The 13,966-nt window shown below is 35.3% G+C and carries 12 protein-coding genes and 1 other RNA gene; 6 read left to right on the forward strand and 7 right to left on the reverse strand.

What is annotated here, in order from left to right:
• The first annotated feature begins 34 nt into the window (after positions 1-34).
• Together mobV and ACZ9AO_RS25915 are read left to right on the forward strand one after the other, a co-directional pair.
• A complete protein-coding gene (gene mobV, locus ACZ9AO_RS25910; RefSeq protein ID WP_476111265.1) occupies positions 35-1,246 on the forward strand; it encodes a MobV family relaxase in 1,212 nt (403 codons plus the stop codon).
• A gap of 53 nt (positions 1,247-1,299) precedes the next feature.
• Positions 1,300-1,764: a GNAT family N-acetyltransferase gene (locus ACZ9AO_RS25915; protein WP_476111267.1), complete on the forward strand. Its 465-nt coding sequence runs from the start codon at positions 1,300-1,302 to the stop codon at positions 1,762-1,764.
• 198 nt (positions 1,765-1,962) lie between these two features.
• Here ACZ9AO_RS25915 and ACZ9AO_RS25920 read toward each other — a convergent pair whose 3' ends face one another.
• A complete protein-coding gene (locus tag ACZ9AO_RS25920) occupies positions 1,963-2,484 on the reverse strand; it encodes a hypothetical protein (RefSeq protein WP_476111269.1) in 522 nt (173 codons plus the stop codon).
• Positions 2,485-2,634: 150 nt separating this feature from the next.
• Here ACZ9AO_RS25920 and ssrS point away from each other — a divergent pair.
• Positions 2,635-2,818: non-coding RNA, 6S RNA (ssrS, locus tag ACZ9AO_RS25925), on the forward strand.
• 479 nt (positions 2,819-3,297) lie between these two features.
• On the opposite strand, the gene ACZ9AO_RS25930 is transcribed toward ssrS, so the two are convergent.
• Positions 3,298-3,936: a hypothetical protein gene (locus ACZ9AO_RS25930; protein ID WP_476111271.1), complete on the reverse strand. Its 639-nt coding sequence runs from the start codon at positions 3,934-3,936 to the stop codon at positions 3,298-3,300.
• A 155-nt stretch (positions 3,937-4,091) separates the two neighbouring features.
• Between ACZ9AO_RS25930 and ACZ9AO_RS25935 the strand changes: the two genes are divergently transcribed.
• Both ACZ9AO_RS25935 and ACZ9AO_RS25940 read left to right on the forward strand, forming a co-directional pair.
• On the forward strand, positions 4,092-4,214 hold the full coding sequence (locus ACZ9AO_RS25935) for a hypothetical protein (RefSeq protein ID WP_286201563.1): 123 nt from the start codon (positions 4,092-4,094) through the stop codon (positions 4,212-4,214).
• A gap of 1,540 nt (positions 4,215-5,754) precedes the next feature.
• Entirely contained in the window at positions 5,755-6,129 is a 375-nt protein-coding gene (locus ACZ9AO_RS25940) for a tyrosine-type recombinase/integrase (RefSeq protein WP_476111281.1), read from the forward strand.
• Positions 6,130-6,270: 141 nt separating this feature from the next.
• Here the strand turns inward: ACZ9AO_RS25940 and ACZ9AO_RS25945 are convergent, their stop codons facing one another.
• The 5 genes from ACZ9AO_RS25945 to ACZ9AO_RS25965 all read right to left on the reverse strand — a co-directional run bounded on the left by ACZ9AO_RS25945 (position 6,271) and on the right by ACZ9AO_RS25965 (position 11,919).
• Positions 6,271-7,077, reverse strand: coding sequence for a glycosyltransferase family 2 protein (locus ACZ9AO_RS25945; protein WP_340877892.1), 807 nt, complete (start codon positions 7,075-7,077; stop codon positions 6,271-6,273).
• A gap of 916 nt (positions 7,078-7,993) precedes the next feature.
• Positions 7,994-8,788: an FkbM family methyltransferase gene (locus tag ACZ9AO_RS25950; protein ID WP_476111273.1), complete on the reverse strand. Its 795-nt coding sequence runs from the start codon at positions 8,786-8,788 to the stop codon at positions 7,994-7,996.
• Between the two features lie 401 nt (positions 8,789-9,189).
• On the reverse strand, positions 9,190-9,510 hold the full coding sequence (locus tag ACZ9AO_RS25955) for a hypothetical protein (RefSeq protein ID WP_476111275.1): 321 nt from the start codon (positions 9,508-9,510) through the stop codon (positions 9,190-9,192).
• Between the two features lie 775 nt (positions 9,511-10,285).
• A complete protein-coding gene (locus tag ACZ9AO_RS25960; RefSeq protein ID WP_406593160.1) occupies positions 10,286-10,858 on the reverse strand; it encodes a recombinase family protein in 573 nt (190 codons plus the stop codon).
• Between the two features lie 215 nt (positions 10,859-11,073).
• Positions 11,074-11,919 carry a hypothetical protein gene (locus ACZ9AO_RS25965; RefSeq protein ID WP_476111277.1) on the reverse strand — a complete coding sequence of 282 codons (846 nt, stop codon included), beginning with the start codon at positions 11,917-11,919 and terminating at the stop codon, positions 11,074-11,076.
• A 166-nt stretch (positions 11,920-12,085) separates the two neighbouring features.
• On the opposite strand from ACZ9AO_RS25965, the gene ACZ9AO_RS25970 reads away from it, so the two are divergent.
• Positions 12,086-12,700 (forward strand): hypothetical protein, encoded by a 615-nt coding sequence (locus ACZ9AO_RS25970; protein WP_476111279.1) that lies wholly within the window; start codon positions 12,086-12,088, stop codon positions 12,698-12,700.
• Positions 12,701-13,966 lie beyond the last annotated feature (1,266 nt).

A 13,966-nucleotide genomic window follows, 5' to 3' on the forward strand; every position in this document is an offset into this window, starting at 1 on the left:
TGGTTAGAGGGGGATATATTTGGGGGTGGTCTTGATGAGTTTTGCGGTCATACATATGAAAAAATTTAAGAGTGTGGACGTCAAAGGTATGCAGATTCATAATCAACGAGAAAAAGAGAGTCAGACGAATATGGACATTGATAAGGAGCGTTCTTTGTTGAATTATGATTTGTTAAATGATGCTCCAATTGATTATGACGAGCGCATTCAACGAGAAATTGACGAACGCTATACCAGCCAACGAGCAATACGGAAAGATGCGGTTAAATTATGCTCTTTTGTCGTCACGTCAGACAAAGCGTTTTTCGATGGCTTAGATCCACGAGAAGAAAAGCGTTTCTTTGAAGAAAGCCTGAAGTTTCTCCAGGATCGTTATGGTGAAAAAAATATGGTGTATGCGGTTGTACATAAAGATGAAAAAACTCCCCATATGCATGTGGGGATGGTTCCGATTACTTCGGAAGGTAAATTGGCAGCTAAACAGTTTTTTGGTAAAAAAACAGAACTGCAGCAACTTCAAGATAAATTTCATGAGCATGTAACGAAAAAGGGATTTGATTTAGAGCGTGGCGTTTCTAGTGACCGAAAGCATATAGAAGCCCAGCGATTCAAAGCGTTAACCGTAAAGGAAGAAGTAAAATCATTAGAAAATGAATTGAAAGAAAAGCTAGAAGATAAAAAATCACTGGAGAAGTCCATTAAGGACGTAGAGGGTCGCTTAAGCGACCTAGGAAAGTCTTTAGATCATGTTAAAAAAGTGGATGAGGTGGAAGTAAAAGAGAAGGGTGGCTTAGTTCGCTCCAAAACGGTCGAATTAGACCAAGAAGACTTTGAAGGTATTAAAACTCTAGCGAAAGTTTCGGAGGGCCTTAAAATCAAATCTGAGCAGTTTGAAGGCTATTGGATTCAAGAAGTGCAAAAAAATGATCGGTTAAGAGATGAAAATAGCATGTTGAAAAAAGAGAATGATCGTTTGAGAGATGAAAATAAAGAATTGGTTAGAGAAAATACTTTCTTAACCCGGACCCTCGAGAAGGTAAAAAGCTACTACAAAGATAAAGTAAAGGACTTCAGCCATCATGTTGGGGCTTTTAAGGCCCAAGTCTTAGATAAAATGGGAGAGCGATTATTAAAAAAACATTTCACAGACGAGCAAGAAGTGAATGGAGCTCAAATATTTTTGAATATGAAAGAGAATGAGAAACAAGAAAAAAAGGTAAGCAGAGGGATAGATTTTGAAAGATAATAAAATTTCTCTTAAAAAGAATTTAAGTATCTAAATGATAAGGAGCTTTGCACTTGGAATTTTTACCGATTGAAGTAGAAAAGCATCGTAAATATGTCATTCCTTTTCGCAGAGATTCTTTTATTGTTAGTTTTGGAACAGATAAAGACTTCGGAACTGAAGAGGATTACCTCACCTGGATTGAAAACCAATCAGCAAAATACCCCGAAGGTTTTGTAATAGTAGTAGAAAACGGCATACCAATTGGTCAACTGGAGCTTACATTACGACAGTACGAAGGGAACGAGATTGGTTATGTAAATCTATATTATCTAATTCCTGAAAAACGTGGGGCTGGTTTAGGGAGGAATCTACATGCGTATGCTTTAAAGTTTTTTCAAAACAAGGGAGTAACTGAGTATCATCTTCGTGTTTCACCAAGTAACAAGCAAGCAATTGCCTATTATAAAAAAAACGGAATGCTAGAACTTAAATCTGAGTTAGGTGGGAAGGTAATTAGAATGAAAGGTACAATTTAACTTTCACTTTCTCAGTTTTTGAGGGTTTTTGTTTTTGTTTTTGGTTTTGAACTTAAAAAATCCCCGGTTTTTTGGGGGATTTTTTTGTGTTTTTTCTTATCTTGATACATATAGCAACAACTAGTATTTTTAAAATAGCCTTGAAGCCTTGATATGACTGGCTTGAATGACACTCAGATACAGGTCAAATATGAAAATTTATTGTGATCCTCTCTTTATGATCTCATTCACTATTTCCGATACCGTCCGTTTTTCTCTAATAGACTTGATCTTTAATTCATCATGAAGCTGTTCTTCAATTTCATAAGTTACCTTTTTCATAGCCGGTTTACTGGTTTTATTCTTGGTTTGTTGGATTGTTGGTTTTCCAACTTGTTTATTTATTTGTTTGTTTATTGGATTACCATCTTGTTTATTTTCTGGTTCATTGGAAAGTTGGGAACTTGGGTTAATTACAACCGTGGCTTTTTCTAATGTTGCAGAAACCTCTTTTTTGGCACTATTACCCCCTCGTTTGCTTGGTGTTAAGTACTCATAAATAGATTGTTCTAACACGCTAGATTTACCATCAAAATGCCACCCACGTTTGCCACTGATTGAATAGCAACCAGCTTTTTTAAGTGCTTCAACTGTTCTCTTTTCACCTATATCCAAACTGTCTTTAGCAATGTCAGCTAGTTTCTTGCTTTGGGTTAACTCTAGTAATTCAGATATTTTCATAAGATCACCTCGGTTAATTATTCGCCTCAGCTTTTGCTATTCCCTTCCAAATTGGAGTTTATCTTGTTTAGCCGTGTAGTAATCTCCATATGTACCAATTGGGGAAACAACTACCATTGAACTCAACCCTTAATTAAAGTACTATATGAATACAAGCTGCATTGTACGTAACGATATAAAGTTTTACCTTTAAGCTGTAATAGGGAGTTTTAAATTGAAACAGGAATGTTATGCCTAGTCACTGGCTTGGACAACAGAATTGTTTTTGCGAACACCCACTTTGAGAAGTGGTGGTTAAAACTTTCTTCTATTCTACGGCAATGGCGGCTTACATAATTATACTTTAATCCAGACAGATTCCTTTTGGGATCTGTTTTTTTGTATAATCTTCATGCCCGATTCTTGCCCCAATTGATGAATAGTATCCGATTTAGTGGGGATATTACTAAATGAAAAGTAGCTACCTTGCCTCTGAGTCCAACCTTAAAAAAGTTGTCAGAGGTTATTCTTCGTTATGGCCTTCCTAATCGACTGACCTCTCTTTTGCTTGTCCATAATTTCCGTTAGTCGTCCTGATCCATACAAAAAAACAGCTTTCTAAAATTCAGCAGCCTTTCTTCTTTTTTGATTCCTTGACCGTGTTAAAAAATCTTCCCTCTTTATAAATCAGAAAGTAACCATAATGAATCATTAGCTTTTAAGAAGCTTGCACATTGAATATTTTTTTACATAAAAAAAGACTGACGCATGTTCACTTCAGCCATAATTTATTAATATTAATATCAATGTTGATAATGATTTTACACCAATTTTTCACTCAATATTTTTTATATTTGTATCTATCCAATCATTAACTTTTTCGTGCATAGTTTTCGTGGTGTCCACCACTTCATGTGCTACATAAGCAACAATTTGAAAGATTGATATATTGGTATCTCCATTTAATTTGTTTATGTACTTATGGATAGTCCGCAGCCTTTTAAGCCTTTCTGGATCAAGCAAACGGACAAGCTCCGAATCCACCACTTCATTAAAGATTTCTGTATTACGAATGCCAGACGTCAGCAGCATAGTGGTTGCCAAACTAACACTACAATCCATCGAAAATGCCAGAGTAGAAATTCTGTCATGCTCACAAGCTTTGAATCTTAAATGAAGCCTTTTCTTCTGAATGATATTTCTCTTCTGGATTACCTCTGCTTCAAGGTCACCTCTAAAAATCGTATTATCGTGCCTGTAGTCTCTTTTGAAATACATGGACAAGCTCTCAATGCATTCCCTATTGTTTAACGCAGAAATGATAAACATCTCCCCCACATCTTTCACTGGCCTATTTAAAACATAACTTAGATCATGACAAATTTCATTCAAAGATTCTGAGATTGTTGGTTTGATATCTCTTTTTTTATCGGAACGAACTTTTCTTTTTGCTGTCTGGCTTCCCTCTTTCATAAGCTCTTTCCCCTCCCTAAAGTGAAAATACGCTATGTACACTATCTATATGTACCAGAAATATGAACTATTCCAGCAGAGAGGAAGATGTTTAACAACTCCAAATTTTGACCATACTTATACCATCAAAGTACATAAAAAGGAGAGTGTAGATCATGGCTAAACAAGTGGTAAACATGACAAAAAAAGAAGGCTTGGAACTACTGAATAAAATCAAAGCTCATTCAGAGAAAAAAGGATATCCGGGACCAGTGACAAAGAAAAAGAAAAAAGCCTGAAGCATTCACTCCAGGCTGTCTTTCATCGATCCTTATATAGTAAATATAAGATTATGTAGTCGTAATGCCTAACCTCCGTTATCTTAACAGCAATTTTTCCAACTATTTTAGTTGATTATGCTTGACTGGTTTTAGGTTTTTTGACTTGCTGAAGTGAAGCAATGAAACGGCTGGAAGGCAGTCTTATCCCCTATGCTGAAAGAAAGCTAAAAAAAGCAATCTAACAGAATAGGAGGGATAAGCGTCTAATTTACTTGCGTCAGTTCGCAATGTATCCGTATGTATAGACCCTATTCACTCAACAGTTTTCACTGTACACGCCCTTTACCTAAAGGCTTGTCCTCTACATAAAGCCACCCCTATGCGACAAGCTGAACGTGTTCCCTAGCACCGTAATGCTAATGGCTACCACCCGAACCTTTTAAGGTAGTTCTCACCTTCCCCCAACAGATGAATAGGAATCCATTGAGGGTTGCCCACTTTGTAAGAGCATACTAGGTACTCTCTGCACGAACGTAGACTATCCAATCAGTTTTTAAGGTGCTTTCAGGCAATTGCACCTGAACAGTACACAAAAAAGACGCTACCCCAATAACCTGTCAGCTTACCAAGTTAAAGAGATAACGCCCTTTTGTTAAACTTTGTCCTAATATGTATGAATGCCACTAACAATACTAGTTGAAATTCAGTAGACAATGAGTTTATAATAGGTGTATCAAATAGTCCTGTTGCGTCAGGACTAAAAATTTAACTTAGTGGTCGGACACTAGGTTATAGAAGAAGTCATTTCCGTTAGTGCCTGAGAAACACTAACATATGGAAATGGCTTTTTTGTTTATCCGTTCGTTATTAAGTTACTGATAATTTTACCTCTATCAAACTGGTAAAGCAACCATAATTAACAAGCTTCTACAAAGATTCTGGTAGTCTTCGCTATACCGTAAAAAGTAAAAAAGCCCAGCCCTCAACAGGCGAAAAACTTGAAACCCTTGTGTAGATTTGAAATAAAGTTTGATCAAATTAATACAAGAAACCTTGATAAATGAATAAATAGAAAGGGCATGTTTTGATTAATCTTTTACAAAACATGCCCTTATTCTATTTAATTGGATTATTCTTTCGTTTGCATTATTAACTTCCATAAGCTTTTTAGCCGTTTCAAGGCTTATATGGCGCATTTCAGGACGTTCAGGATATAAAGAGGCCACTCGACGTACAAAAGCGTTCTGATGGGCTGTTCCTGCCTTTTCTAAGACCTTTCTTGCTTGATGGATTTGTCCACGTGTCTGTCGATTTTTTTCTAGGAGACCGGGATAATCGTTGTGTTGAAAAAATAGACATTATGTCCTTTTCCGCCTTTAGATTTATTCGTATTTTCGATGGATACGATCCCTAAATCCTTCGCTTTTCTTAGCATCCGTTCAAAAGTAGATCGGCTTACCAAACCCATTCAATTTTTCATTGATGGCTTTTACTAGCGTTCAGATCTTGGCGTTGGCTACACCTGCAAATCCTGGGCCTTAAAAGCAAACAACACAAGATTCTCCGGGTTAAGGAAGGTAAAACGCAAAAAATCCGCGACATGTATATCGCGAATTGCTTTAAGGAGGTCTATGAGTACGCCAAAAACGTCCCGAGTCCCTATTTATTTCCGTCCAGGAAGGGAGAAGGCCCCATTACCCCTACTCAGGCCTACAGGCAGTTAAATAAGGCTGCAGAGTTCGCCGGCGTGGAACATGTCGGCAATCATACCTTACGAAAAACGTTTGGTTATTGGTTTTACAAAGCCACGAAGGATATTGCCATGTTGCAAAGGATTCTCCATCATTCCCATCCTTCTGTTAACCTGCGTTATATCGGCATTACGGAAGAAGAAACGAACAACGTATTGAAACATTTTAGCGTTTTTCACTAATCCCTCTTCTTTATTTTCTTCAAGTAATTTTATTCAGTTTGATGCAATAAGAACGTTACTTCTTAAGATGAATTGCTAATTCTAGCCATTGGTTCATCATTGATTACTAGGTAAATTGGGGTATAAATGGAATAATCACTGCTATTTAGCTTTATTGAAAGTTAGGTCTTTTAATAAAATATAACCGCTTTCTATATTCCATAGAGGTGAGTATTCTCCTCCCCATTCTTCTAACATATATTCATACATTGACATTCTCAAATGATTAAAATTTATTAAAGATAACTTACCGTCATGTTGGGATGTATTCATATTTATTGTAATATTATGAAGAAATTTGTTAACATGTATCCAAGAATATTTATTAGCGAGTCTTAGAATCATTTGCACATCTTCAAAAAATCTCCCCTCCCATTTATCAAAAGGATAATCTATAATCCATCCGCCCATATCAATAATTGACTTTGTTCGATAACATCGGGGGTTTATCATAAACGACAGTTTCAATAAAAGGTCATACTTATTTTCAAAATTAGGTGCGATCATGGGCTTAATATTATTAAGTTCATTTTTCTTATCATAGTAATAAAAATGGTGATTTCCGTAAGCAAACCCAGCAGATGGATTAGAATGAAGTGCAGACACAAGCTCTTTTGCTGCATTAGGTTCAAGCCAATCATCACCATCTAACTGAATGAAGTAGGGGGTTTTAATATACCGTAATGCTTCATTTAATAATTTTGATGTCCCTCCATTTTTTTTCAATTGAATTAGTTTTATTCTTTTATCAAATAAAAAGGGGGTTATTTCTTTAATAGATTGATCGGTAGAGGCATCATCTATTATTAAAATAGAAGAGGGAGCTAAAGTCTGATTAAGGGCACTGCTAATACAACGAATCATGAATCCTTCTTTATTATAAACAGGGATTACAATGGTATATTCCAACTGTTTCATTCTCCTTTTTTCTCTTTGATTTTCTCGTAGTCGTTCCAACTCAATGTAGTCACCGTATTGTTTGCACCCTGAAATAGTAATAACTTCTAATTATAAAATGCTTTTCTAATACACTGCTAATAGCTTTTTCAATAAATAATTCCTTATTTATAAAGGGATTACAAATATAATTCCTCCCAAAACTGAAGCTAGGGATAATCCCACACTTAAGATCTAACGGCTGCAACAATAAATTTATTTTTAGCAAATAAAAGTACAAGGGGTAAACCTACATACCTAATCCAATGACATACATATAAAATTAGCAGAAAAATGTTCTCATTCTGATTTCAAGATAATCCTGCTATTTATTTACCGGAATATATAATATTAATTTGTTATTATCCTTGTATAAGGATATCGTCCAGGTTTTGAAAAAAGGAGAATGGAGATTTAATGAATTTAAATTAAATCTGGGGTCCCGCCAACATTTCGCGGTTATCTGTACTATGAAAAACAGGAGTATTTAAAGTATTCTAAGAAGAAAAATTGAATGACAAGTTACTTTGAATACTTAATATCTTAATTCAGTAAACAACGTACTCAATGTATTCAATGTAGTGATGTCTTGACAATGAGTAGGCATCAAATAACCTTGCTTGGATAAACCGTGCCATTCTATGCGCTGATCCGGGGAAGAACAAAGGCATTATCTACTTCTTGAGAACGCCTTAAGGCGTTTTAATTGCCTTGAAGGCTACGAATTATGGAGAATGTTTAAAGAAAGCTGCGCTGATACTAGGACGAAAGTAAAAATTCGGAACAACCAGCACTAATACTCAATATCAGCTTTCTCTATCAGTCAAACCAACAATTCTTTTGGCTATCCTTACGAGGGTAATTAAAAAGGTATATAATTTACAAATGATCACCATTGCTCATCGGTAAATAAAAACATTCCAAGATTTTTTAAATTTAATATTGTATCTTTATTAACGAGATTCCCCTGCGGATCATATATAAATTTGTAAAAATCTAAATTATTCACTAAATTTTCTGTCAATGAAACTATGTCGGGTGAATTGGCATCCATCTTTGAGTTGGTATTCTTGCTTAATCTTAAATTCAATGCTTCATGTAAAAACGGAGGATGCAGGGATAAGTACAATGTCGGTCTGTTCTTTTTTAAAAATTCCTTAAGAGCAGGTATTAAAAAATATTCTCCTGCTTCTATATCCATTTTTATAAAATTAAGATCTTTTAAATTGTAGTTTAGTGTTAGTTCTTCTATGGAAGTGGCAATGACTTCACAATAATCTTCATCTGTTCTTGTAGGAAGAATGCTTGACATAGAGTCTCCAAGCTCATCTCTTTTATATAATTTGATATGCCCAGGCCTGTCCACTATAGCTGCATTAATACAGGTTACTTTTGAAGAAATCCTGGGATTTAACTGTATATTTTTAATCAATTCTTGATATGCAACAGGGTCTGGCTCAATTGCAAATACATTTTTAGCCTTGTGAGCTCCGTATAAAACAGTAGGACCAATCCAAGCACCAATATCAAGATATGAATATTTATTATTTAGGAATCTATTGAATATTTGAAATGTTTCTATTTCCCAACTTTGAATTCCGTCCCAAAACTCTTGAAAATAGGGTGTAGAATTGACTAAAAAATCAACACCTTGCCTATGAATAGCTAGTGTGTTGGCATCCATTAATAACAGCTCCATTTTTGTTTGTTTTTTTGCTTTTGATATTTTTCCTACTAGACTGAAACATAATGAAACAAAACCAGTTCCAATATATAGTATATATATGTTTCGCGGCAAAGTCTGTTTAAGACATTCATCCATTAATAGAAAGTTTTGGAAAATTATTATGCAAACATTTAATTAGCTAAATCATATTATTAGTATTAAATTACACTAGAGTAATCAAAAAGGAGGAATAAGGTCTTCTGTTGTTCGCGGAGATAGATGCGGGGCAGGACATCATATGCTGTTTTTGTACAGCCTTCCTATTTTCACTGTTTCTACTATATATATACCTTAGTAAATTATGCAGAAAAATTCTGTTGGAACCCCTAATTAACCTTGTTGACATAACGGAAGGCATATTAACGTTCTAATTCCCATTGATTTCTCTTTTTGCTTTTACCTTTAACCTTCTGTTGCTGACGTTGTTCTTCCTTCTGCATTTCCCTTCCTGCCTGTTCAATGCCCTTCATAATGGCGCCTAATAAGTCGAGACCTTTTTCTTGGGATTGAATCTGACCTTTAAATTCAGGAACTCTAGCTTCCATTTCCCCTAAAGTATGGAACTGTTTTTCAAGGTCCATTCTTCCAGAAACTCCTTCTTTTTTCATCGAATCTTGGTAGTTTTCACGTGTGGAAATAGCCTGGTCATACTCTTGTTTAGCCGATTTTGAAACAAGCATTTTTCCTTTTAAGAAAGGATTGTTCTCGATTTTTTCAACAAAGGGTATCACCAACCATTTATCATATTTCCCACGATAAGGACAAAACCCTTATAAATAAGCAATTTCCCTTTAACGATCATTTTAGGGAAGTTAAATACTAACCACCTAATGGTTGTAAAATAGATGATTTTCGTTCCCTTAACCCTTTCCTAAAACTAATTCCCTTTTCGCAAACCCATTTACGTTAAAGGGAATTAGCTTAAAGTAAGGAAAAGAACTATTCTGCTACCAAAAAATGTCTTAACGTGGGTTTTACGTCAAAATGTTGGTGCTACCCCTATATTAGAAAAATGTAGGCTTAGACTTCTCAGAGGTGGACACAGGGATTCAACCTCTAGTGTGCTTGCCTTGCTCTATGGGTATTTAGATTGTATAGACCCTTTTCAGTTTCGCTTACCTGACGTAAACAATGTTACCTTGCTGTACTCGACGTTCAATGTATTTATAAGGAAGATATCCAAATCTCCCATACCATCATTTTGATTTATTACTTCTTTGTTTGGTTTTTCAAATTCCTTTTTGATCGAATAAATTGTGTTTCTAGCTAACTTGGTTTTCTGAAAAAATGACAAAAACACATATATATTTATTTCACAGTACGAACACACTACACTTGTTGAACTAAACTGCATAAACAAAAGAAACTACAGATGGTAGCCGGATCGTCAATAAAGCGTATTAGTTCAAGAAGTAGTCACTGCAAATGGAAATAATGCCACAAGAAAAAAGACGATTAGCTATTGCTAGTCATCTCTTTCACTTTAGCATAAATAGTGGAACGTGGGACACCTGTCATTTTGGCTATATCATTAACGCTTAAACCGTTTGAACCTCTTTCATCATAAAGCTTTAACGCCTTCTTAACGTCCTTCTCGTCCTTCCCTTTCCTACCCATATGTTTCCCCTGTGCCTTAGCACGTTCCCTACCCTCTGCTGTTCTATCTTTAATTAGATCACGTTCAAACTCAGCAATAGCTCCCAGCATAGTGAACATTAGCTTTCCTGATGGTGTACTAAAATCAATCTGTTCTTTGATGAATACTAAAGCTATTCCACGTTCTTCTAAATCCTTAGCAATCTTTTGTAAATCAAATGTACTCCTAGCTAGTCTGTCTATTTTGTAAACAACCAGCTTGTCACCTTCCCTTAAATAGTCCAACGCCTTAATCAGTTCCTCACGATCACTTTTAGCTCCACTTTGTTTCTCCATGAATATCTTCTCACAGCCATATTCTTTTAACTTCTCTTCCTGTAAATCTAATGTTTGATCAATGGTGCTTACACGTCCGTATCCTATAATAGCCATTATGTATAACCTCTTTTCATTTATCTAAAAGTTAGTTAATTTCTGTAATTTTATTCTAGACTAACTTCCGGACAATGTTAAGGGTTATTTTTAGGGGAAATTGAGCTGTTTTTTCAAGTCTCTAGAACTTATAACTTCTGGACAAGATTAATGAGAAAAATAATTAGCCTTAAAAATCGAAGGAGCCCACCGTTTTTAGCTCCTATAAAACACCATTAAAATCTATGGATATTATCATCAAGAAATTCTTGAAGTTCCTCAGCTCTTTCTTGACTTAGAATTGAAATTTCATCGGCGATTTCATATAAAAACTGATAGGACGTTAAATATGCATCTGTCACTCTATGAGAATCCTTATACGGATACGATAGATATTGAATTGCATATAGTTCTTTTCTTATATTATTAATTCTCTCTACAAAATTTCCATTTGCTAAAATAATATGTTCAATTAGATCGTATAAACTTAATATTAATTCTGTATCATCCCAGGCCCAATAGAATTCATGTACTAATAAATACACATGAGTATAGAAATACGGAGGAATCATTTTTTCATTTATTAACTTAGATGATGTTTTCAAAGCTCTGTTAATTTCAATATATTGAGAAAAAAATAAATTCGCTAACAAAATCCTATTTAATAATAATTCGTCACTAATTGCTAAATTAAATTCAGTTTCTTCCTTATGCTCTTTATCTAATTCAAGATCATCATGTTCACCAAATCCTTTTATTTCATGATATATATTGATTAAATCTGCATTAGCATATTTAAGGTTGTCACCAATTCCCTTCATAATTTCCCTAAATAGCCTCTCAGTGTCTAAGAAAGTAACAGAGTCATCCTTGAAATAAGGTATTGGACTATGACTTGTTCCAATCATTCTTAAATAATCAATCAATTTAAATACAATTGGGGAGTATAAATTTTGCAAACATTCCTTTTGGTATTTTTTATCTTCTCTTTTTAGTGTAAGTACATGACTAACAATTTGAGCAGTGGCCCCAGCACCAAATGATCCCAGGATGGTTAACGCTGTAGTAAGTGATATAGACATAAAATAACTCCTAATTTTGTTATTTAATAATTGGAATAATTATGTGTTTCTTTTCTTTTTTCGTCAAACACTCATTTCCATAATAAGAAGAAGGGAAAGAATCATTCTTGATAGAATGTTATAATCCTAATTGTAATTTATAAATGAAAGGGGGGTTTTTAACGTTATGGACGATACGGAACAAATAGAAAGGCTGTATTCTCCTGGGGAAGTAGCTGATTACCTGGGTATAGAAAGGCAAACCGTAACCAAGTATGCGCGGCTGCTGGAACAAAACGGCTATAACTTCCTTAAAGACGAAAAAGGAAACCGTAATTATACCGATTCAAACATTATGATGTTCAAAGAACTTATAAAGCAGCGGAACCGCCCAGGCATAACCCTTGAAACGGCTGCAAAGTCAATTGTAGCAATATATGAAAGTAAGTCTGTATTTCCCACAGATACGCTTATACCCTCTGATATAACGCGCCTTGAACAAGCTATAGCGGATAGATTGGACCAGCAAGACAAAACCATAGAAAAGCAATCCGAACTGATCCGCGTTTTATTGGAACGGCTAGACGAAAAATCTAAATATGAAGAAGAACGAGATAAAAGGTTTAATGAGCGATTAGATAAAATAGTCGCTGAAGTATCTGCTTCCGTAATAAAGCAGCTGGATCAAAAAGAAAATCAACTTTTACTTACGGCTAAAGAAGAAGTGGCTGCGGCTAAAGAGGAAATAGAAGCAATCAAAGCAGAAAAAAAAGGCTTCCTCTCTCGACTTTTCGGAAAGTGAGGAAGAAGCCCTTACACGCTCTTTTTCTATGCCATAGACTAAAAAGGAGTATGACCAACCCTGGAAGTTTGTCATACCCTAATTATACAAGAATTCCCTCACCAGATAACCCGATAACCCCCGACTAGTCACCGGGGTTTTTCTCATATATATTCTAACGAGGTTCATTCCCATTAAAAGATAAAGAAATAAAAAGTACCATGATCAAGTACTAGATCATAGCTAACAAATTACCAACATTTATCAAAGCAGTGTTTCTTCTTACAACAGTCAAAGTCATGGTCATCATCGCAGCGTTTTTTCTTAAAACAATCAAAGTCATGGTCATCATCGCAGCATTTTTTCTTAAAACAATCAAAGTGATGGTCATCATCGCAACGTTTTTTCTTAAAACAACCTTCGTGTTTCTTAGGAAAACAATTGTTATGATGAAGATATGTTGTATCTTTAAACGGCGGTTTACAATGTGGAATAGGATTAAAATGGTTTATTTTAATCACCTCTTTTTTTTATTTTCGAGTTATTTTATTCATTAATAAAAAAACTGCTTGTACAATATAGTACAAACAGTGAAAATAAGACTAAAAACAGCATAAATCTACTGGTTTATAACCGTTTTTAAGAAATAACCTGTCTCGATTCCAAACCCAAACAAATTCTTTATCTTGGAATATAATAGGACAACCACTCATATTTAATCACTTCTTTAATCACTTTTATTCTCCTTGTATCAGTCTTTGGTGCAGGGGGAATTAAGGATTATTTTTTTTACACCGTTCTACTCTGAACGGTGTTTTTGAGTTTTTATAAATGTGGCCATAGTACTCGTAAAAAAAAGTGCGGCCACATTGGCGTCTGTCAACGGTACCGGACCGAAGGGAGGATAAGGAGTTGATAGACTCACTTCACCAAGACCCTCTTGGGTCTCAAAAGGAAACACCTTTTGAGCTGCCTACCGGGGAGGGAGCCCCCAAGAATTTGGGGTTGGGGGTTGAGATTTTTATTGCGATCCAACGTGTTGCGTTGGCTAGGTGTGGGCGAGAGCCCGCGGTCATGCTTTTGCCATGCTTTAGCATGGTTTCGGCACAGTCGAAACAGCCTCGCAGAGCTTACCACTTTGGTACAAAGTGTAGTAAGCTCTACTTTACAAATAAAGTTCTTTCTCGGACAATGGTTAGAGGGGGATATATTTGGGGGTGGTCTTGATGAGTTTTGCGGTCATACATATGAAAAAATTTAAGAGTGTGGACGTCAAAGGTATGCAGA

The organism is Peribacillus sp. TE19612 (assembly GCF_056279465.1).